Raw genomic sequence first — 19,501 nt, forward strand, 5'->3', positions numbered from 1 at the left:
ACGGCAGAAAGCCGATTGCACTCTCCATTCTTGCCTCCCATGCTTTCCGTTAAGCATATAGGAGTTCGAGCCCCGGCGCGACAACCGCGTTCGCGGCGTCAGATTTCAAACTGAGACACTACCAGCGCGGGAGCATCTAACCGCTGACGGTATACAGGCCGATCGTGTAGGCAATATAGGCCGCCAGCATGACGAAGCCCGTCTTCCGGCCCAGGCGGTCGCGCAGGACAAGCATCGCTGCGAACGCAAGGCTGACCGCCAGCACCAGCGGGACGTCGATCCGCCAGAACCGTTCCGAGATCGGCAATGGCGCAACGAGCGCCGTCACGCCCAATATGCCGAGTATATTGAAGATGTTCGATCCAACGATGTTGCCGATGGCGACGCCCGCCCGGCCGCGCCATGCCGCCACGACCGAGGTCGCAAGTTCGGGCAGGCTGGTTCCGATGGCCACGATCGACAGACCGACGACGGCCTCGGACACCCCGAGCGCCAGTGCGATCCTGCTTGCGCCTTCCACCAGGAGGTCGGCTCCGACGAACAACAGCGCCAGCCCCGCCGCAAGCAGTGCCGCGGCGAGCCATGCCGGCTTTTTCGGCGCGACCACCACGGTGCCGCCGTCCGCTTCGCCGCCGGTCCGGCTGGCGCGGTAATGCGCGTAGAGATAAGCTCCCAGCAGCAGGGTCAGCAGCAGGCCGCCCCAGGCGGGCAGCACGCCGCAGGCGGCGGCCAGCAATAGCAGGGCCGTGGCAAAAAGCATCAGGATCACGTCGCGCCGCACATCCCCGCCCCATCCTCCCGACGGAGCGAGCATCGCAGTCACGCCGCCGATCAAAAGGACGTTGGCCATGTTCGAACCGACGACATTGCCGATCGCGATCTCGGGGCGGCCTTTCAGGGCGGCCTCGACGGACACCAGCAATTCGGGCATCGACGTGCCGAACCCGACGACCGTGAGGCCGATCACCAGTTCCGCGACGCCGAACCTGCGGGCCGCGGACACCGCGCCGCGAACGAGGAGTTCGCCGCCGCCGAACAACAAAATGAAACCGACGATGACGAAGACGATATCGCGCACGGACGAGCATTTCCCCTGGTTGCCGCCAAGCCCCCTTGCGCGGTCGCGCTAAGATGGGGAGGGCTATCCGGCCATGCAAGTCTGGCCTGTTGCGCGCAGTCGTCCGGGTTGCGCGCCTGGATCATCCGATTTCCTTTTGCGCGCCGCCGCCTATCGTGCAAAACGGCGGCACGGGAACGTATAAACGAGCCGGAGGAGAAAACCGCATGCCGATTGTCAACCGGATTGCCGAGTTCCATCAGGACGTCACCGCGTGGCGCCGCGACATTCACGCGCATCCCGAACTGCAGTTCGACGTCCATCGCACGGCGGCGCTCGTCGCCGACAAACTCAGGGGATTCGGCGTCGACGAGGTGGTCACCGGGATCGGACGCACGGGCGTGGTCGGCGTCATTCGCGGCCGCAAGACCAACTCAGGCAAGACGATCGGCCTGCGTGCCGACATGGACGCCTTGCCGATCCAGGAAGCAGTCGAGCGCCCGCACAAATCCACGACGCCGGGCGTCATGCATGCCTGCGGTCATGATGGCCACACCGCCATGCTCTTGGGCGCCGCGCGCTACCTTACCGAAACGCGCAATTTCGACGGCACGGCGGTGGTTATCTTCCAGCCGGCCGAGGAGGGCGGCGGCGGCGGTCGCGTCATGGTCGAGGAGGGCATGATGGATCGGTTCGCGATCGACGAGGTCTACGGCATGCACAACGCGCCGGGGATTCCGTTCGGCCAGTTTGCGCTCAGGAGCGGCTCGATGATGGCCGCCGCCGACATGTTCGTCATCGACATCGAAGGCGTCGGCGGGCACGCCGCGCGTCCGCAGCGCTGCATCGACACGACGCTTGTCGGGGCACACATCATGACCGCCTTGCAGTCGGTGGTGGCGCGCAGCGTCGACCCGGTCGAGGCGGCGGTGATCTCGGTCACGACCTTCAAGGCAGGCGACGCCTTCAACGTCATTCCCCAGACCGCGCGGCTCACCGGCACGGCGCGCACCCTGTCGCCGGAAATCCGCGACCTTTTGGAGGAGCGCATGGCGCGGGTGGTCGAAAACACCGCCGCCGCCTTCGGCGCGACGGCCACGCTCGATTACCAGCGCCATTATCCGGTCTTGTCGAACCATGCCCGGGAAGCCGGGTTTGCGGCCGAGGTGGCGCGTCAGGTGGCTGGCGACAGGGTCGACACCGAAACGCCGCAGGTCATGGGCGGCGAGGATTTCGCCTTCATGCTGGAGGCCCGGCCCGGCGCCTTCATCTATCTCGGCCAGGGCGACACGCAATATCTCCATCACCCCGAATATGATTTCGACGACGAGATCATCCCGATCGGCTGCTCCTACTGGGCAAGGCTGGTCGAGACCGCGCTGCCGGCCGGCTGAGGACTGGTCGCCCGATACTCCCGGTCATTGTCGGCCCGGCCTTGACTTCGCGGCCCGTCCTGCCGCACAGGCAGCGTGAGACAAACGAAGGGGAGAAACCGCCCGATGGCGATCGCATTCACCTTTCCCGGACAGGGCAGCCAGGTGGTCGGCATGGGCCACGAGCTGGCCGAGGCTTTCTCCGAGGCCCGCGCCGTCTTCGACGAGGTCGACGAGGCGCTGGGCGAGAAGCTGTCGACGCTGATCTGGGAAGGGCCGGAGGAAAAGCTGACCCTGACTGCGAACGCGCAGCCGGCGCTGATGGCGGTCTCCATGGCCGCTTTGCGTGCCATGCAGGCACGCGGACTGGTGCTGGAGGGCAAGGTCGACTATCTCGCCGGCCATTCGCTCGGCGAATATTCGGCCCTGTGCGCGGCCGGCGTTTTCTCGCTCGCCGACACGGCGCGCCTGCTGCGCATTCGCGGCAACGCCATGCAGGCGGCCGTGCCCCCGGGCGAGGGGGCGATGGCGGCCATCCTGGGCCTAGACGATGCTGAGGTCGAAGCCGCCTGCCAGGCAGCCGGCAACGGCATTTGCCAGATCGCCAACGACAATGGCGGCGGTCAGATCGTCATCTCCGGCGCCAGGGCGGCCGTCGAGGCCGCGGCCGCAAGGTGCACCGACAAAGGCGCCAAACGCGCCATCATGCTGCCGGTCTCCGCGCCCTTCCATTCCGCGCTGATGGCGCCGGCGGCCGAGGCGATGCGTGCGGCGCTGACCGATGTGACGATGAAGACGCCTACGGTTCCGGTGGTGGCCAACGTCACCGTCACCCCGCTCACGGACCCGGTCGAGATCGCCCGGCGGCTGGTCGAGCAGGTCACCGGCCGCGTGCGCTGGCGTGAGACGGTGGAGTTCTTCGCCGGAAATGGCGTGACCGGGCTTTACGAGATCGGCGCCGGCAAGGTGCTGTCGGGGCTCGCCCGTCGCATCGACCGCACCCTCGCGGCCACCAGCGTCGGGGGCCCGGCCGATATCGACGCGGCGCTCGCCGCCTTGTGACGAACGGCTCTAGCCCCAGCAGGAGATGAACCATGATTGACCTTACCGGCCGCAAGGCCCTGATCACCGGCGCTTCCGGTGGTATCGGCGAGGCGGTCGCCCGCCTGCTGCACGCCCAGGGCGCGCGCGTCGGCCTACATGGAACCCGTGTCGAAAAGCTCGAGGCCCTTGCCGGCGAACTCGGCGAGCGTGTGACGATCTTTCCGGCCGATCTGTCCGACCGTGCCGCCGTCAAGGCACTGGGCCAGAAGGCGGAGACTGAGCTCGAAGGCGTCGACATCCTCGTCAACAATGCCGGCATCACCCGCGATGGCCTGTTCGTGCGCATGTCGGACGATGACTGGGACGCGGTTTTGGAGGTCAATCTGACCGCCGTCTTCCGCCTGACGCGCGAACTCACCCATCCGATGATGCGCCGCCGCTTCGGCCGCATCGTCAACATCACCTCCGTCGTCGGCGTCACCGGCAATCCCGGCCAGGCCAATTACTGCGCCTCCAAAGCCGGCATGATCGGCTTCTCGAAATCGCTGGCGCAGGAAGTGGCGAGCCGCAACATCACCGTCAATTGCGTGGCGCCCGGCTTCATCGAATCGGCGATGACCGGCAAGCTCAACGACAAGCAGCGTGACGCGATCATGGGGGCGATCCCGATGAAGCGCATGGGAACCGGCGCCGAGGTAGCCGCAGCCGTGGCCTTCCTCGCCTCCACGGAGGCGGCCTATATGACGGGACAGACCCTGCACGTGAACGGCGGCATGGCGATGATTTGAGCCGCCGCGTCGCTGATTCGGTCGCGGCCGTCCGACGGGTGCCGAAATGGCGGCGTTGCGCCTTCTTCCGGCGTGTTTTCGCCTTTGCCGGTCCGGGTTTTCATGGTATGCGGCCCGGCAAACTGGCGATCCGGGCACAGTCCGCCGTGCGTTTTGCGCCGGTTTTTCGTCCGGAGAAGCCGTGGCCGGTCATGCCGGCGTGGCGCGATCTTTCAACTTGATTAGCGGGCATCCTGCCGCTAACGAAGACCAACTTGAACCGAAGTCGAGGGTTTCCAAATGAGCGACACCGCAGAGCGCGTCAAAAAAATCGTTGTAGAGCATCTTGGCGTTGAAGCCGACAAGGTCACCGAGGGCGCGAGCTTTATCGACGACCTTGGCGCGGACAGCCTGGACACCGTCGAACTGGTCATGGCCTTCGAGGAAGAGTTCGGGGTCGAGATCCCCGACGACGCGGCCGAGACGATCCTGACCGTGGGCGATGCGGTCAAGTATATCGACAAAGCCTCCGCCTGACACGCAGCTTTCGGGCAATTCCGCAAAATATCCGTGGTGGTTGAGTGATGAGACGTGTCGTCGTCACGGGAATGGGCCTCGTTTCCCCTTTCGGGGTAGGCGTTGAGCATTCCTGGCGCCGTCTTTTGTCGGGTGAAAGCGCGGCACGGCGGGTCGAGCATTTCGAGACTGACGACCTGCCGTGCAAGATCGCCCATGTCGTCCCGCGCGGCGATGGCGGCGATGGCACGTTCAATCCCGACCACGTGCTTGAGCCCAAGGAACAGCGCAAGGTCGGTGATTTCATCATCTACGGGATCGCCGCCGCCGATGAGGCATTGAGGGATTCGGGCTGGACACCGAAAACGCCGGACGAGCAGAACACGACCGGCGTGATGATCGGTTCCGGCATCGGCGGCGTCGAGGGCATAGCCGAAAACGCGCTCATTTTGCGCGACCGCGGCCCGCGCCGTATCAGCCCGTTCTTCATTCCCGGCAACATCATCAACCTGGTCTCCGGCCAGGTTTCGATCCGGCACGGCCTGAAAGGGCCGAACCACGCCGTGGTCACGGCCTGTTCGACCGGCGCGCATGCGATCGGCGATGCCGCGCGCTTGATCGCTTTCGGTGATGCCGAGGTGATGCTGGCCGGCGGCGCGGAAGCGCCGATCAACCGATTGTCGCTTGCCGGCTTCGCGGCTTGCCGGGCCCTATCCACCGCCTACAACGACACGCCGCAAAAGGCCTCGCGTCCCTATGACCGCGATCGCGACGGCTTCGTAATGGGCGAAGGCGCCGGCGTGGTCGTACTCGAGGAGCTGGAGCACGCCAAGGCGCGCGGCGCGAGGATCTACGCCGAGGTGATCGGCTACGGTCTCAGCGGCGACGCCTTCCACATCACCGCTCCCTCCGAAGACGGCGACGGCGCCTATCGCTGCATGAGCGCGGCCCTCAAGCGCGCCGGCCTGACACCCGCTGACGTCGACTACATCAATGCGCACGGCACCTCGACGATGGCCGACACCATTGAGTTGGGCGCGGTCGAGCGGTTGGTGGGCGAGGCGGCCTCGCGGATCGCCATGTCCTCGACAAAGTCCTCCATCGGCCATCTCCTGGGCGCGGCCGGGGCGGCCGAGGCGATCTTTTCCATTCTGGCCATCCGCGACAACAAGGCCCCAGCGACCATCAATCTGGAAAACCCGTCCGTCGAAACCGCGCTCGACCTGGTGCCCAATCGGCCCAAGGATCGGACGATCGATGTGGCGCTGTCGAACTCATTCGGCTTCGGGGGCACCAATGCTTCGCTCGTTTTCCGTCGCCATGATGGCTGAACGGTCGCTCCGGTCGTCAATTTTGCCATATTCATCGCTAGTTCTTGCAACGTCCCGGCGGGCGGTGGCGAGCCTTGGCACAATGGAGAAGCGTGACGGCCGATGAGTACGGAACCGGCAAACGAAACCACTTTCGGCAACAGGGGCGAGGCGCCGAAGCCGATCGTGCCGAAATCCGCCAGCGAGGCGCTGCGTCCCGAAGAGGGCACGCCACCGCCGCGGCGTTCGCAGGGGTCACGCAACCAGTTCGTCGTTTTCATGAATTTCGTTATGTCGACGGTGATCTTCGTGGTGCTGGTCGCCGGCCTCGCCGTTTATCTGGGAAAACGGGAATTCGACAGTCCCGGTCCGGCGCAAAGCACCGAGATGGTGCTGGTCAAGCCCGCCACGGGCGTCTCCGAGATCGCCCTGATGCTGGAGCGGCGAAACCTGGTCAGCGACCGCCATGTGTTCCGGCTTGGCGTCAGGGCGGCTGGCGCCGACAACGCCCTCAAGGCGGGTGAATACGAGATCAAGGCCGGAGCCTCCATGCGCGACATCATGGATCTTCTGGTCAGCGGGCGTTCAGTGCTCTATTCGCTGACCATTCCCGAGGGGTTGACAGTCAGCCAGGCCTTTGACCGGATCGCCAAGCACGAGGCGCTGACCGGCGAGATGCCGGCCGAACTGTCACCGGAAGGGGCGCTGATCGCCGACACGCAGCGCTTCACGCGCGGAACCACGCGCGCCGAACTGATCGAAAAGATGACCGCCGACCAGCAAAGCCTCGTCGAAGAGACCTGGCAACGCCGCGTCGAGGGCCTGCCGCTGAAGAATATCGACGAATTCGTGACGCTTGCCTCGATCGTCGAAAAGGAGACAGGCCGCGCCGACGAACGTTCGCGCGTCGCAGCCGTCTTCATCAATCGGTTGAAGCGCGGGATGCGGCTCCAGTCGGACCCGACGATCATCTACGGCCTGTTCGGTGGCGAGGGCAAACCGGCCGACCGACCGATCTACCGTTCCGACATCGACAAGCCGACACCTTACAACACCTATCTGATCGACGGCCTGCCGCCGACGCCAATCGCCACGCCCGGCCGCGCCGCGCTGGAGGCGGTCGCCAACCCGTCCACGACCGACGAGCTTTATTTCGTGGCCGATGGTACAGGAGGTCATGTGTTCGCCAAGACGCTGGACGAGCACAACGAAAACGTCGCGCGCTGGCGCGCGATCGAGAAGAAGAAGAGGGACGAGGCGGGCGAAGCCGGTCAGGACGAAAACGGTTCGAACTGATCCGGCTCCAGGGGGGCACGATGGCGCTACAAAGCATGACGGGCTTTGCCCGTGCGGCGGCCGATCGGGACGGCACCGCGATTTCCTGGGAGGTACGCTCGGTCAATGGCCGCGGCCTCGACGTGCGTCTGCGCTTTCCGCCGGGCTTCGAGCGGCTCGAACTGCCGGCCAAGCAGGCGGTGCAGCGAAAATTTTCGCGAGGAAACGTCCAGGCCACGCTGGTCGTCAACAGGCAGCAAGGTCTCGCCCAGCCCGTCGTCAACGAGGCGTTCCTGCGCGACGTCGCCGGCCTCGCCAAGCGGCTGCAGGAACAGTTCGGCTGCACGCCCGCCTCCGCCGACGGTCTGCTTTCCCTACGTGGGGTGCTCGATATCCCTGACACAGTCGAGGACGAGGAAGGGCGCGAAGCTCTTGACGCGGTGATCATGACCGCGTTCGACAACGTGCTGGCCGATCTTGAAGCGGCCCGCCTGGCGGAGGGCAGGCAGCTTGCCGGCTTGCTCGAAGACCATGTCGCCACGATCGAGAAGTTCACCCGCAACGCCGAAGCCGATCCCTCGCGCGAGCCGGCGGCCATTCGCGAGCGCATCGCCATGCAAGTCGCACTGCTGATCGATTCGGCCAAGGGGTTCGACGACCAGCGCCTTCATACCGAGGCCGCGATCCTGGCGACGCGCGCTGACATCCGTGAAGAGATCGATCGGTTGAAGTCCCATGTCGCAACGGCGCGGCAATTGCTGGAAAAGGGCGGTGCTGTCGGGCGCAAGCTCGATTTTTTGGCGCAGGAGTTCAACCGCGAATCGAATACGCTGTGCTCCAAATCCAATGCGACATCGGTTACCGCCATCGGGCTCGAACTGAAGGCCGTGGTTGATCAGTTTCGCGAACAGGTTCAGAATCTGGAGTAGCCCATGGGCGCCACGCCGCCGTCCTCGTCCATTCGCCGCCGGGGCCTGATGCTGGTTTTGTCGTCGCCGTCCGGCGCCGGCAAATCGACGATCGCGCGCACCCTGCTGGAAAATGACGGCGGGCTCGAATTGTCGGTGAGCGTGACGACCCGTCCGCGCCGCGGCAGCGAGATCGACGGCGTGCATTATCATTTCCTGTCGATGCGCGACTTCGAACGCATGCGCGACACCGAGGCGCTGCTGGAAGCCGCCGAAGTGCATGGCAATTTCTACGGCACGCCGCGCGAGCCGGTCGAGATCGCCATGGACGAAGGGCGCGACATGCTGTTCGACATTGACTGGCAGGGCGCCGAACAGCTCAAGGCGACGATGCCCGCCGATATCGTGTCGATCTTTATTCTGCCGCCGTCGATGACGGAACTGAAGTCGCGGCTGCGCCGGCGGGCGGAGGATTCCGATGCCACCATCCAGACCCGGCTTGAAAACGCCCGCTCCGAAATCGAACACTGGCGCGACTACGATTATGTCGTCGTCAATGATGATCTCGATCGCGCCTATGCCGCCGTGCGCGCGATCGTCATTGCCGAGCGGCTGAAACGCGACCGCAGGCCCGGCTTGTTCGATTTTGTCAGCGGGCTGCTTGCCGAGCGGACCGAATAGAGCCGCGTCAGCCCTCGAACGCTTCTGCAAGCGCGACGAATTCGGCGATCGAAAGCGTTTCGGCGCGCCGTGTGCCGTCGATCCCCACCTGCTCCAGCAGCGTGTCCCCGCCGAGCGCCTTCAGGCTCTGGCGCAGCATCTTGCGGCGCTGGCCGAAGGCGGCCTGTGTGACGCGCGCGAGTCGGCTGGCATCGCTGGCCAGCGGGACGGGTCGTGGCGTCAGGTGGACGACCGCCGAGGTGATTTTAGGCGGCGGGGTAAAGGCCTCGCGCGGCACGGTGAAGGCGATCCGGGCCGATGTGCGCCAGCCGGCAAGCACGCCGAGCCGCCCGTAGGCGTCGTCGCCAGGGGCGGCCACGATCCGCTCGGCGACCTCGCGCTGGAACATCAACGTCATCGAGGCATAAAACGGCGGCCAGGGTTCCACGGTGAGCCAGCGCACCAGAAGCTCGGTGCCGATATTGTAGGGCAGGTTGGCGATGATCAACACGCGCTCGGCCTCTGCCGCGAGTGTTGCGAGATCGGTCTTCAGCGCGTCGCCGGCGACGATGTCGAGCCGGCCTGGATAAAGGTTCGATATCTCCTCAAGGGCGGCGAGGCAACGTTCGTCGCGTTCGATGGCGATGACCCGCGCAGCACCGTTCGCCAGAAGCGCCCGCGTCAAGCCGCCTGGACCGGGACCGACCTCGATCACCGTCGCGCCGGCAAGCTCGCCCGCCGTGCGTGCGATCTTCGCGGTCAGGTTGAGGTCGAGCAGAAAATTCTGGCCGAGGGACTTTTTCGCGGCAAGCCCATGCTGCCGGATAACCTCGCGCAAGGGAGGCAGGCCGTCGCTCGTCATGCGTCCCGGTATCCGGCTTCCGCTTCGGCCAGCCTTGCCGCCAAGCGCAGCGCGGCGACGAGGCTGTTGGCGCGCGCCGCACCCGTACCCGCGACCGCGAAGGCGGTGCCATGGTCGGGCGAGGTGCGTACGAAGGGCAGGCCGAGCGTGACGTTGACCGTCTCGTCGAAGGCCAGTGCCTTGGCCGGTATCAAAGCCTGATCGTGATACATGCAAAGCGCGGCGTCGTAAGCTTGCCGCGCCTCGGCGTGAAACAGCGTGTCGGCCGGCAACGGGCCGCGCGCGTCGATGCCTTCGGCCTGCAGCGCGGCAACGGCGGGGTGCACGATGTCGATGTCCTCGCGGCCCATTGCACCGTCTTCCCCCGCATGCGGGTTGAGCCCGGCAACTGCGATGCGTGGCCGGGCTATGCCGAACCGACGCGCCAGGTCGGCTGCGGTGATCCGGCCGGTTTCCACGATCAGTTCCGTCGTCAGCGCCGACGGCACCGCGGCGAGCGGAATGTGGATGGTGACCGGTACGGCGCGCAGACTCGGCCCGGCCAGCATCATTACAGGTTTTACCGGTTTGCCGATGGCCTGCCCCGCCAGATGGGCCAGAAACTCGGTATGGCCGGGAAAGGCGAAGCCCGCGTCGTAGAGCGGTTTTTTGGCGATCGGGCCGGTGACGATCGCACCGGCCGCGCCGGACATGGCGTCGGCGACACCGCGCTCGATAGCCTCGATGATGCCGGCGGCGTTGGCGGGCGAAGGATCGCCCGCTCTGTCGATCAACCGGTTTCGTAGGGGTACGACCGGCAGCGTGGCCTCGAAATCGCGCACCGCAGAGCCCGGGTCGGACAGTTTGAGCTCGATTGGCAGACCCAGCGTCCGCGCCCGCGATGAAAGCTGGTCGACATCACCCAGAACATAGAAGGGCGGCAGCGCGTGGCGCGTCCGCGAGGCCCAGGCCGCAAGCGCGATATCGGGGCCGATGCCGGACGGGTCGCCAGATGTCAGCGCAAGCGGACGCTGCGGCTCAACGCTCAACGATGCGGGCTTTCTCGCGCAGTTCTTCCAGATATTTCTTGGACAGCTCCGCCGCTTTCTTGTCGAGTTCGCCTTCGTTTTCGAAAACCATCTGGGCGACGCGGTCATCTGAAATCTCACGCGTGCTGCAAATGCCGATGAACTCCACGCCGCGCTCGGTTTCGCGGATCTTGGTAGCCTGGCCCGGCTTGGTTTCCAGGATCAGGCCTTTCCAGTCCGGCGGCAGTTCCGGCGCGATGACCCGGCCCAGATCGCGTACCGTGACGTCGATCAGGCCTTTGGCGAATTCACGCGTATTCTGGCAGTTGTTGAAGCGTCCGCGCATGGCGTTGGCTTCCTTCTTGCGCCGCCCCATGAGCGATTTGCGTTCACCCGATGGAATGACGAAAATCACCTGCTGCAGCATGTATTCGGTTGCTGTCGGCTTGTTGCCGCCATCCTGCAGCATGCGGTGAGCCGCGTCCTGTTCCGTGAGCCGTTCCGTCGCGCGGAAACGAGCTCCCAGCGCGCGGTTCCAGCCGATCTGGCTACGAATGAACTCCTTGAAGTGGCTCTTCGTCACGCCCGCCTGCGCCATAACCTGGTCGAGCTGGCTCGTCGACAGCTTGTTGCCGGATGCGAAACGCCCGTAGGCCGCGTCGACGTCCGCGTCGGGAACCCGGATGTTGAGCCGCTGGATTTCGATGTTTTTCAGCGTCTGCTCGATCATCTCGTCCGAGGCGCTGGCCGAGCGGCGTTGCAGCCGCAGGAAAGCCTTGCGTCGGGCGATATCGTAACTGGTCACCGGAACATTGTTGATGATGTAGCGAATCTCACTCGCTTGCGCCGGCATCGTGGCGACGCTCGCCAGACAGGTCATGAACCCGAAAAGCAGGAAAATGCCGGTTCCGGCGATCCGATTCAAACCAGGTTGCATGGCTGAGCTCCGTGCCTCATTCTTTCGCGGTCCCTCTTGGCGGGCCTTCGGTATTCTACCCCGGAAGTGTCGTGCTCGGCCTATACGGCGAAAGCATGACGAATCGGCCCGCATCAGTTCGTGCCAAACGCGTTCGTCGACGTGGTCGTTCCGAAATCGCCGAGCGTGCGGAACGAGATATTGAAGCCGAACCCGTAGGAAACGTCCTTGGAAATGGTGTTTTGGGTGCGCGAAAACGTCATTCCGTAAGTGAAACACTCGTCGTCATAGATAAAGCCGAACGAGCTATTGGCAAGCGTCGAAGAGGCGAGGTCGTAGGTTCCAGAAGCGTAGACGCTCCAATAGTCGTGCAGACGCGCCCGCCCACCCAGTGTCACCTCCTGGCGATCCTGCGGGAAGCCGTAAAGCGGTTGCGCCTGGATGAATGTGTAGCTCGCATTGATCCGGTGGCGGTCGATCGGGACGGACACGCTCGTTTCGGCACGGCGCACTTCCAGCGTCTGCTCGTCGAAGCGGCCGCCGGCGCTGAACACGATGCCGCCCGGCGAGGCGAACCCAGCCATGGCGACGAAGTCGGATACGTCCGTTTCCAGGCCCGAATAGGCGCCGACATTGACCAGTTCGGGCGCGGCGAACGGGTTGCGACCTGCCAGGTGATAGGACTGGCCGACGACCGCGTTGGCCGTCCAGCCATTGGCGAAGCTGCCCGAATAACGCAGGCCGAGATTGGCGCGGGTGCCGCTTTCGATCAGATCGTAGCCCGAGAATTTGTCGCGCTCGAACAGGGTAGAGGCGTCGAAGACCATGCTCTGCGCGTCCTCGTTGGGGATGCCGAGCGTGGAGCCATAGGCGACGTCCGGCCGGACGAAAAGCTGCGCCATGGGTTCGAGCACGTGGGTGGCGCTCGACGTCGAAAACAGGATTGGCCAGCGCGCTTCCAGGCCAGCCGTCGCCATTGCCCGGAAATAGGACGAGCGGATATCGGCCGCAACCGCGCCGTAGGCGGTCCCGTCATGCGTGTAGGCCGCACCCGTCAGTCCCCCGGCCATGGCGGCGATCGCGGCGTTGGAGCCTGCGCTGGCGTTAACGCCGATACCGTCGGCGCGCGCGTGCAGGAGCGGTGTCACGAGGAGGCCGCCCGAGGTCACGATGGTCTTCTTCCACTCGGCTTCGGCCGTCACGCGGCCGGACCAGCCGCGCACGCCAGGCAGCGCCGGTCTGGTGGTGATGGAATCCAGCCGCGTGCGTCCGACGACCTGCGTGTTGACGTCGAAACTCAGCTCGCCGCCCGCCACCGGCTCGTCCACAGTATAGGCATAGTCGAAGGACGGCAGCACCCAGGGCTGGCGCGGGTCCCGTGCAGACGGATGTGATGCCGGGAGCACTTCCTGGACCTGGAACTTGTAGAACCTGAGGTCGAAATAATTCCGGTCGTTGAGGCCGGTCAGATGGATCTGGTTCCGGCGGATCGCCTGGGAATAGCCGTCCAACAGATAGGTGTTGGCGAAATTCGGATCGGATTGCACCAGAATGTCCCAGCCGAAAGTCCAGCGGGGGTTGATGGTGAACTTGCCCTTGGTCCCGGCCATGAGACGGGTCTTGACCGTTCTGTCGACATAGCCCGGCTTGAACGCCGTTGGCTGGTTCTGGCTGATGCCGGCGATCTTCAGCGAGTATTCGCCGGAGTTGAATTTCTGGCGCCAGTCGGCTTCCGCGAGAAAACCCTGCCGCGAGTAATAGGTGCTTTTGACCGTCAGGTCATAGGTCGGCGAAAACGCGAAGAAATAGGGCAGGGTGACGCTGGCGCCCAGCTCGCTCTTGAAGCCGATGCCCGGAAACAGGAAACCGCTTTTGCGCTTCACGCTCGAATCGGCCATCTCGAACGCTGGCAATTGCGCGATCGGCAGGCCGAAAAACTCGAAGCGCGGCCTTTGGAAGCGGATCGTCTTGGCGTCCTTATTCCAGATGATCTTGCGCGACTTGATCCGCCAGATCGGGGCCTTGTCCGGCTTATCCTCGCAGGGTTCGCAGGCCGTGTAGACGCCGTTGACGAATGTGGTGACGGTGCCGGCCTTGCGCTCGGCGCTTTCGGCCGCGAAATAGGTCTTTTCGGCTGTTTCCACGCTCAATGCGTTGACGAATCCGTCCCGGAAATCGTCGGTGACGTCGATATGGTCGGAGAATATCCGGTTGCCTTCGCGGTCGACGATCTCGACCTCTCCGTCGGCGACCAGGCGGCCCGTGGCCTGGTTGTAGATCACGCGGTGCGCGACCATGCGGTTGCCGCCATAGTCGATCCGCACCGAGCCCTGCGCTGTCACGGTCTGGTTCACATTGTCGTAGACGAGTGTGTCGGCCTCCAGCAGAAGCTGGTCCGCGGGACCTACGCTGACATTGAGGCCGTCCAGCGACTGGGCCTCGGCGCGCGGAATATCGACGACGCCGGCAAGACACAGCAGGGCAAGCGCCGTGGCGCTTTTGCCAAGGCGGATGCGCGGGTGTCTGTCACCGCTGCCCCTCCTGAACCCCACTAACCATCCTCCTTGTGCAGCAAGAATGTTACCCCGAACAATGCTGCAATCATCACTGGCAGCCACGCCGCGACGATCGGCGGAACGATCCCCGCGCTGCCGAACGCTTTGACCAAAGTCGAGACGACATAAAGCAGAAAGCCGGCCAGGATGCCACCCAGAATCAGGGTGCCGGATTGGCCGAGCCGGACAAATCTCATTGAAACCGTTGCCGCGATCAGCGTCATCGCGACCAACAGTGGCGGAAGTGCCACAAGTGAATGATAATGCATCGAAAAAGCATTAACGGAATAGCCGTACGCCTTGGCGGTTTCGATTTTCCTGCCGAGTTCGTAGAACGGCGTGGCTTCGGGCCGTGCCAGACGCTGCTCCACGAATTCCGGCCGTAGATTGGTGGCCACCCGCGTGCTTTCGACGCTTTCCGGCTTGGCGCCGGATTTGAACCGGCGAACCGTCTCCAGCTCCCAATAGCCGTCGCGCAGATTGGCGCGTGCCGCGTCCTGCCGCTCGACGATGTTGCCATCCTCCCCAATGCGGATGAACACCGCGTCGGAAAGGGTGAGACCGCTGTTGAGAACCGCACGCGCGCCGACGATCGTCTGGCCCTCATCGGTACGCTGCCGCAGCCAGGGCGCGGAGGCCGCCGACACCACGTTCGATTCGCCGGAGCGCAGCGTCGTTTCGATCTCCTCGACCTTCTCCAGCCCGTTGGCTGCGATCGGGTTGAGCACGATGATCGTCGACAGGCCGAATAGCAACGCGCCGATGCAGATCGGAAACAGGAACTGCCAGGCCGAAACGCCGGCGGCGCGTGTGACGACCAGTTCGTATTTCCTGTTGAGCGAGATCAGCGTGGCCATTGCCGAAAACAGCGCCACGAAGGGGATCGTCTGCTGCAGTACCATCGGCACCCGCAGCGCACTCATCGTCATGCCCAATTGCAGTGAGTAGCCCGGCAGTCCGCTGAAGCGGCTCGATTGCTCGGTGAAGTCGATGATGAAGACCAACGCGAAAATGCCGGCAAGGAACCAGCCGGTGATGACGAGATAGCGGCGGAAAAAATACTGCCCCAGCGTCCAGCCGATCATCCGCTCCCCCTTTCGAGGGGATCTCGGGTCCCGCGCCAGCGCAATGCTCGTACTCGCCCGCGGAATGCCTCGAGAAAGCGCGCGAGGCGGTCCGACCAGGAAGCCGGCAACTCGAGGAGTTTGCCCGTGGTGATCAGATAGCACGCAAACAGCGCGTTCAAAAACGGCACCGCGTAGATGAAGGGAACGAAGGCGGTGACCGTTTCGGCCTTGTTGGCGACGAAATATCCCTCCCAGCGCACCAGAAGCGCGACCGCGATTGCCGTCACCATCGGATGGATCCGCGCCTGGCGATGGGACCGGGCGTCGCCGGCCGCGGCCAGCGCGAGCAGCGCGAACACCAGCGAATAGCTCCATTCCGAAAACCGGCGGTGAAGCTCGGCGTAGAAGAAGGGCGGGCTCCATTGCAGATAGGCATCGTTCGGGTCGGGATCGAGCAGATAGCCGAGCGTGCGGTCCTTCGGCCATATCTGCACCGTCTTGCCCTTAGGCACGAATTCGGAAAGATCGAAGGCGTAGGAGGCGAACCGGACCACCGAGACGTCGCCGCCCGGCGTCTTGCGGTGTACTTCCCCGTCGATCATGAACAGAAATTGCTGGTCGCCGCGTTGCTGTACCTCGCCCTGCTTGGCGTAATAATAAAGGTCGACATCCTTCTTGCGGGAATCGGCGACAAATATCCCACCCAAACGTCCGTCCGGCAGACGTTCGGCGACCTGAACGAAGAGCCCTTCCTGCACCTTGCGAAACGTGCCTTCCTGGATGACGGAGGACAAAAGATCGGCATGGGCGTTCGCCACCAGCACGCGCGTGCGTTGCCGGGCCATCGGCTCGACCCAGTTGTCGACCGTGAAGGAGAGCACGCTTGCGAGCGCGGCCAGCAGCAGCATCGGCTTCAGGATCGTGCCGCGTGAACTGCCGGACGCCGCTATCACGGCGAGCTCGGAATCCTGGTTCATTGCCGAAAGGGTCTGCGAGATCCCGATGATGATGGCGAATGGCATCACGACGGGGATCACCGTGGGCAAAAGCAGCGTGGCGAGTTCCAGAAAAGTACCGGCCGTCTGGCCGCTGTCGGTGACGATGTTAACCCGCGCGAGAATCTGCGTGGTCCACGCCATGGCAAGCGCAACCAGCAATGCCGCGCCCGAAATCTTCAGCGCGCGGTAAAAGATGTATCTCTCGACGAGTTTCATCGCGAAAGCGGTGCGTCCCTATGATTCGCGCGCGTCACGCTTCAACCCCGTCGGGCAAATTACGCGCCCGGCGACCTTCACACAAGCGCGTGCCACGGGCTGTTTGTCCCGGTCCCATGCACGATGGTGCCCAATCAGGGCTAAAAAATAGCGAAGGAGCGCAGTTAACGATTGGTAAAACGGCTTGTTTTCCGTGACGCGCTTGCCAGCGAAAGCCGGACTTTTTAGGGTCGGGCCGCTAAATCGTCGCGCGCGCTTAGCGCCCCTCCGGCCATTCGGGAACATCCATGCCTCACGCACCAAAAATCAGCTTTGCCAAGTTTTCCGCGCCCAAGAAGGGCACCGTGGTGGTTTTCGTCAATGACGACAACGCCCTCGGCGACCAGGCGCGCGCCCTGGATACGGCCGGCATAGTGCCGAAAGCCGCCAATGTCGCCGAATTCAAGGGCAAGCTGGCCTCGGCCCTGGATGTCCTGACCCCCGAAGGCACGCCGTTCGATCGGTTCGCCGTCGTCGGCGCGGGCCCGCTCGACAAGCGCGACGAAAAGGCCTGGATGCGCATCGGCGGCGCAGCCTGGCCGTTGGCGAAAAGATCGGCCGACGTCGCCGTGATCCTGGACATGAAGGACGATGAGCCGGACGCTGAGGCGGCCGCGGCCTTGGCGCTCGGCTTGACCCTGCGCGCCTACGGCTTCGACAAATACAAGACCCGCAAGGACAAGGACGACGTCGCCAAGGACAAACCGGTGCGCGTGACCGTCCAGTGCGCCAACCCCTCCAAGGCGCGCAAGGCGTTCGCAACGGCCGAAGCGGTCGCCGGCGGTGTCAACCTGGCGCGCGACCTGGTCAACGAGCCCGCCAACGTGCTCGGGCCGGTCGAGTTCGCCGGCCACGCCAAGGCACTGGAGGCGCTTGGGGTCAAGGTCGAGATCCTGACCGAAAAGGAGATGAGGAAACTCGGCATGGGCGCCCTTCTGGGTGTCGCCCAAGGCTCGGCCCGGCCGCCGCGTCTCGCCGTCATGCAGTGGAACGGCGGCAAGCTGAAGGACAAGCCGGTCGCCTTCATCGGCAAGGGAGTGGTGTTCGATTCGGGCGGCATCTCCATCAAGCCGGCCTCCGGAATGGAGGACATGAAGGGCGACATGGGCGGCGCGGCCGCGGTTGCCGGGCTTATGCATACGCTTGCAGCGCGCAAGGCCAAGGTGAATGTCGTCGGCATTATCGGGCTGGTTGAAAACATGCTCGACGGCAACGCTCAGCGCCCCGGCGACATCGTCACCTCCATGTCGGGCCAGACCATCGAGGTGCTCAATACCGACGCCGAGGGTCGGCTCGTGCTGGCCGACGCGCTGTGGTACTGCAACGAACGCTTTACGCCGAAATTCATGGTCAATCTCGCCACGCTGACCGGCGCCATCATGATTGCACTCGGCCAGGAGCATGCCGGCCTGTTTTCCAACGACGACGCGCTCGCCGACCATCTGGTGACGGCAGGCTCGGCAACCGGCGAAAAACTGTGGCGCATGCCGCTCGGACCCGAATACGACAAGCTGATCGATTCCAAGAACGCCGACATGAAGAATATTGGCGGCCGCTTTGGTGGAGCGATCACCGCGGCGCAGTTCCTGCAGCGTTTCGTCAAGGAAACGCCCTGGGCCCATCTCGACATCGCCGGTACCGCCATGGGCTCGCCGTCGAACGACATCAACCAATCCTGGGGGTCGGGTTTCGGCGTCAGGCTGCTCGATCGCCTGGTCAGGGACAATTACGAGGCGTGACGGAAGTTCTGTTCTACCACCTGACCGATTCGACCCTTGATGATGCCTTGCCTGGCCTTGTCGAGCGGTCGCTGGCCCGTGGTTGGTCGGTGGTGGTCCAGACCGGAAGCGAGGAGCGTCGTGACGCGCTCGACCTGCATCTGTGGACCTGGCGCGACGACGCCTTCATCGGCCACGGAACCGATCGCGATCCGCACGCGGCCGACCAGCCGGTGCTCCTGACCACCGGCACCGACAACCCCAACGCTGCCGCGATCCGGTTTCTGGTCGATGGCGCCGAACCGCCCGCGCTCGACGGTTACGAGCGCGCGGTGATCATGTTCGACGGTCACGATCAGGCGCATGTCGAGGCCGCCCGCCGCCATTGGAAAACCGTCAAGGCGGCCGGCCATCAGGCGACCTATTGGCAGCAGACGCCGGAACGCGGCTGGGAACGCAAGGCGTGACCGGCGATTTCGATCGCCGCCGCCAGACAGCTAGGGCCCGGGTGAACCGGCTCGACGGCGCGGCGCGGGCGACGCGGTCCGACCGCCAGGGCTTTTTCGAGGCAGTTTATGACGAGGCGGGCGGAGACGCCGCCGGCGTTCCCTGGGCCGATCTTACGCCGAAGCCCGAACTCGTCGACTGGCTCGCCGACAATCCGGGCAACGGGCGCCGGGCGATCGATGTCGCCTGCGGGCTGGGCGACAATGCCGAGGCGATCGCGGCGGCCGGATATCGCACGGCCGCGTTCGATACGTCCAGGACGGCGATAGAATGGGCGAAAAAGCGCTTTCCGGCCTCGCGTGTCGACTATAGGGCGGCTGATCTGCTCGATCCGCCGCCCGAGTGGCGGGCCGGCTTCGACCTCGTGAATGAATGCTACACGATTCGATCCGTTGCGCCGGCGATGCAGCGTGACGTCATGGGCGCGATCGCGGCCCTGGTCGCCCCGGGCGGCATTCTTTTGGTCTATACGCGCCTGCGCCCGTCCGACAGCGTGGCGGAGGGGCCGCCCTGGCCGCCGGCGGCCGGCGAGGCGCGGGGGGTTGCCGATTTCGGCCTTGAGCTTGCGCACGAGCATCGTTTCGAGATCAGCCGGCCCGGCCGCACCATCCCGCATCTGTTCGCCACGTGGCGAAAACCCTGACATGCAGTGCGGATCGGGCGCGGCTATACCGTTGTGGACATTGATTTTCCGGCGTGCCAAACG

The 19,501-nt window shown here is 64.5% G+C and carries 18 protein-coding genes; 11 read left to right on the forward strand and 7 right to left on the reverse strand.

What is annotated here, in order from left to right; translation table 11 throughout:
* Window positions 1–136: 136 nt before the first annotated feature.
* Window positions 137–1,078, reverse strand: a complete 942-nt coding sequence (locus GN330_RS22975) for a calcium/sodium antiporter (RefSeq protein ID WP_343041081.1) — start codon at window positions 1,076–1,078, stop codon at window positions 137–139.
* 206 nt (window positions 1,079–1,284) lie between these two features.
* Between GN330_RS22975 and GN330_RS22980 the strand changes: the two genes are divergently transcribed.
* The 8 genes from GN330_RS22980 (at window position 1,285) to gmk (ending at window position 8,931) form a co-directional block, all read left to right on the forward strand.
* Complete coding sequence (locus GN330_RS22980) at window positions 1,285–2,451, forward strand: M20 aminoacylase family protein (protein ID WP_156716017.1); 1,167 nt, start codon at window positions 1,285–1,287, stop codon at window positions 2,449–2,451.
* A 105-nt stretch (window positions 2,452–2,556) separates the two neighbouring features.
* The gene (gene fabD, locus GN330_RS22985) at window positions 2,557–3,492 is read left to right on the forward strand and encodes an ACP S-malonyltransferase (protein WP_156716019.1); all 936 of its coding nucleotides are present in this window, start codon (window positions 2,557–2,559) and stop codon (window positions 3,490–3,492) included.
* Between the two features lie 32 nt (window positions 3,493–3,524).
* Window positions 3,525–4,262 (forward strand): 3-oxoacyl-[acyl-carrier-protein] reductase, encoded by a 738-nt coding sequence (gene fabG / locus GN330_RS22990; RefSeq protein ID WP_156716021.1) that lies wholly within the window; start codon window positions 3,525–3,527, stop codon window positions 4,260–4,262.
* 279 nt (window positions 4,263–4,541) lie between these two features.
* Entirely contained in the window at window positions 4,542–4,778 is a 237-nt protein-coding gene (locus tag GN330_RS22995) for an acyl carrier protein (protein ID WP_106572369.1), read from the forward strand.
* A 47-nt stretch (window positions 4,779–4,825) separates the two neighbouring features.
* Window positions 4,826–6,088 carry a beta-ketoacyl-ACP synthase II gene (gene fabF / locus GN330_RS23000; protein ID WP_156716024.1) on the forward strand — a complete coding sequence of 421 codons (1,263 nt, stop codon included), beginning with the start codon at window positions 4,826–4,828 and terminating at the stop codon, window positions 6,086–6,088.
* A 102-nt stretch (window positions 6,089–6,190) separates the two neighbouring features.
* Window positions 6,191–7,363 carry an endolytic transglycosylase MltG gene (mltG, locus tag GN330_RS23005; protein ID WP_156716026.1) on the forward strand — a complete coding sequence of 391 codons (1,173 nt, stop codon included), beginning with the start codon at window positions 6,191–6,193 and terminating at the stop codon, window positions 7,361–7,363.
* A 20-nt stretch (window positions 7,364–7,383) separates the two neighbouring features.
* Window positions 7,384–8,271 carry a YicC/YloC family endoribonuclease gene (locus GN330_RS23010; protein ID WP_156716029.1) on the forward strand — a complete coding sequence of 296 codons (888 nt, stop codon included), beginning with the start codon at window positions 7,384–7,386 and terminating at the stop codon, window positions 8,269–8,271.
* A gap of 3 nt (window positions 8,272–8,274) precedes the next feature.
* Complete coding sequence (gene gmk / locus GN330_RS23015) at window positions 8,275–8,931, forward strand: guanylate kinase (protein WP_246188843.1); 657 nt, start codon at window positions 8,275–8,277, stop codon at window positions 8,929–8,931.
* A gap of 7 nt (window positions 8,932–8,938) precedes the next feature.
* Here gmk and rsmA read toward each other — a convergent pair whose 3' ends face one another.
* The 6 genes from rsmA to lptF form a co-directional block, all read right to left on the reverse strand.
* Window positions 8,939–9,772 (reverse strand): 16S rRNA (adenine(1518)-N(6)/adenine(1519)-N(6))-dimethyltransferase RsmA, encoded by an 834-nt coding sequence (rsmA, locus tag GN330_RS23020; protein ID WP_156716031.1) that lies wholly within the window; start codon window positions 9,770–9,772, stop codon window positions 8,939–8,941.
* Complete coding sequence (gene pdxA, locus GN330_RS23025) at window positions 9,769–10,800, reverse strand: 4-hydroxythreonine-4-phosphate dehydrogenase PdxA (protein WP_343041082.1); 1,032 nt, start codon at window positions 10,798–10,800, stop codon at window positions 9,769–9,771. The genes rsmA and pdxA overlap by 4 nt, the downstream gene beginning before the upstream one ends.
* Window positions 10,790–11,716: a peptidylprolyl isomerase gene (locus GN330_RS23030; protein WP_425487197.1), complete on the reverse strand. Its 927-nt coding sequence runs from the start codon at window positions 11,714–11,716 to the stop codon at window positions 10,790–10,792. Before GN330_RS23030 ends, pdxA begins: the two co-directional genes overlap by 11 nt.
* A 113-nt stretch (window positions 11,717–11,829) precedes the next feature.
* The gene (locus tag GN330_RS23035; protein ID WP_425487198.1) at window positions 11,830–14,247 is read right to left on the reverse strand and encodes an LPS-assembly protein LptD; all 2,418 of its coding nucleotides are present in this window, start codon (window positions 14,245–14,247) and stop codon (window positions 11,830–11,832) included.
* Window positions 14,247–15,335 carry an LPS export ABC transporter permease LptG gene (gene lptG / locus GN330_RS23040; protein ID WP_156716035.1) on the reverse strand — a complete coding sequence of 363 codons (1,089 nt, stop codon included), beginning with the start codon at window positions 15,333–15,335 and terminating at the stop codon, window positions 14,247–14,249. The genes GN330_RS23035 and lptG overlap by 1 nt, the downstream gene beginning before the upstream one ends.
* Window positions 15,332–16,531, reverse strand: coding sequence for an LPS export ABC transporter permease LptF (lptF, locus tag GN330_RS23045; RefSeq protein WP_156716037.1), 1,200 nt, complete (start codon window positions 16,529–16,531; stop codon window positions 15,332–15,334). The genes lptG and lptF overlap by 4 nt, the downstream gene beginning before the upstream one ends.
* A gap of 287 nt (window positions 16,532–16,818) precedes the next feature.
* On the opposite strand from lptF, the gene GN330_RS23050 reads away from it, so the two are divergent.
* Genes GN330_RS23050 through GN330_RS23060 form a run of 3 tightly spaced genes read left to right on the forward strand, consistent with a single transcriptional unit; the run spans window position 16,819 to window position 19,438 of the window.
* The gene (locus tag GN330_RS23050) at window positions 16,819–18,309 is read left to right on the forward strand and encodes a leucyl aminopeptidase (RefSeq protein ID WP_156716040.1); all 1,491 of its coding nucleotides are present in this window, start codon (window positions 16,819–16,821) and stop codon (window positions 18,307–18,309) included.
* On the forward strand, window positions 18,306–18,755 hold the full coding sequence (locus GN330_RS23055) for a DNA polymerase III subunit chi (protein WP_343041085.1): 450 nt from the start codon (window positions 18,306–18,308) through the stop codon (window positions 18,753–18,755). The genes GN330_RS23050 and GN330_RS23055 overlap by 4 nt, the downstream gene beginning before the upstream one ends.
* Window positions 18,752–19,438 carry a methyltransferase domain-containing protein gene (locus GN330_RS23060; protein ID WP_197435286.1) on the forward strand — a complete coding sequence of 229 codons (687 nt, stop codon included), beginning with the start codon at window positions 18,752–18,754 and terminating at the stop codon, window positions 19,436–19,438. The genes GN330_RS23055 and GN330_RS23060 overlap by 4 nt, the downstream gene beginning before the upstream one ends.
* Window positions 19,439–19,501 lie beyond the last annotated feature (63 nt).

The organism is Nitratireductor arenosus (assembly GCF_009742725.1).
GTDB lineage: Bacteria > Pseudomonadota > Alphaproteobacteria > Rhizobiales > Rhizobiaceae > Mangrovimarina > Mangrovimarina arenosa.

Excerpts from the sequence above, each read along its gene's own strand:
- rsmA (WP_156716031.1), bottom strand. The coding sequence starts at position 9,772 with ATGACGAGCGACGGCCTGCCTCCCTTGCGCGAGGTTATCCGGCAGCAT.
- GN330_RS23030 (WP_425487197.1), bottom strand. The coding sequence starts at position 11,716 with ATGCAACCTGGTTTGAATCGGATCGCCGGAACCGGCATTTTCCTGCTT.
- lptF (WP_156716037.1), bottom strand. The coding sequence starts at position 16,531 with ATGAAACTCGTCGAGAGATACATCTTTTACCGCGCGCTGAAGATTTCG.
- lptG (WP_156716035.1), bottom strand. The coding sequence starts at position 15,335 with ATGATCGGCTGGACGCTGGGGCAGTATTTTTTCCGCCGCTATCTCGTC.
- fabG (WP_156716021.1), top strand. The coding sequence starts at position 3,525 with ATGATTGACCTTACCGGCCGCAAGGCCCTGATCACCGGCGCTTCCGGT.
- fabD (WP_156716019.1), top strand. The coding sequence starts at position 2,557 with ATGGCGATCGCATTCACCTTTCCCGGACAGGGCAGCCAGGTGGTCGGC.
- fabF (WP_156716024.1), top strand. The coding sequence starts at position 4,826 with ATGAGACGTGTCGTCGTCACGGGAATGGGCCTCGTTTCCCCTTTCGGG.
- GN330_RS23050 (WP_156716040.1), top strand. The coding sequence starts at position 16,819 with ATGCCTCACGCACCAAAAATCAGCTTTGCCAAGTTTTCCGCGCCCAAG.
- GN330_RS22980 (WP_156716017.1), top strand. The coding sequence starts at position 1,285 with ATGCCGATTGTCAACCGGATTGCCGAGTTCCATCAGGACGTCACCGCG.
- GN330_RS23010 (WP_156716029.1), top strand. The coding sequence starts at position 7,384 with ATGGCGCTACAAAGCATGACGGGCTTTGCCCGTGCGGCGGCCGATCGG.
- GN330_RS22995 (WP_106572369.1), top strand. The coding sequence starts at position 4,542 with ATGAGCGACACCGCAGAGCGCGTCAAAAAAATCGTTGTAGAGCATCTT.
- gmk (WP_246188843.1), top strand. The coding sequence starts at position 8,275 with ATGGGCGCCACGCCGCCGTCCTCGTCCATTCGCCGCCGGGGCCTGATG.
- mltG (WP_156716026.1), top strand. The coding sequence starts at position 6,191 with ATGAGTACGGAACCGGCAAACGAAACCACTTTCGGCAACAGGGGCGAG.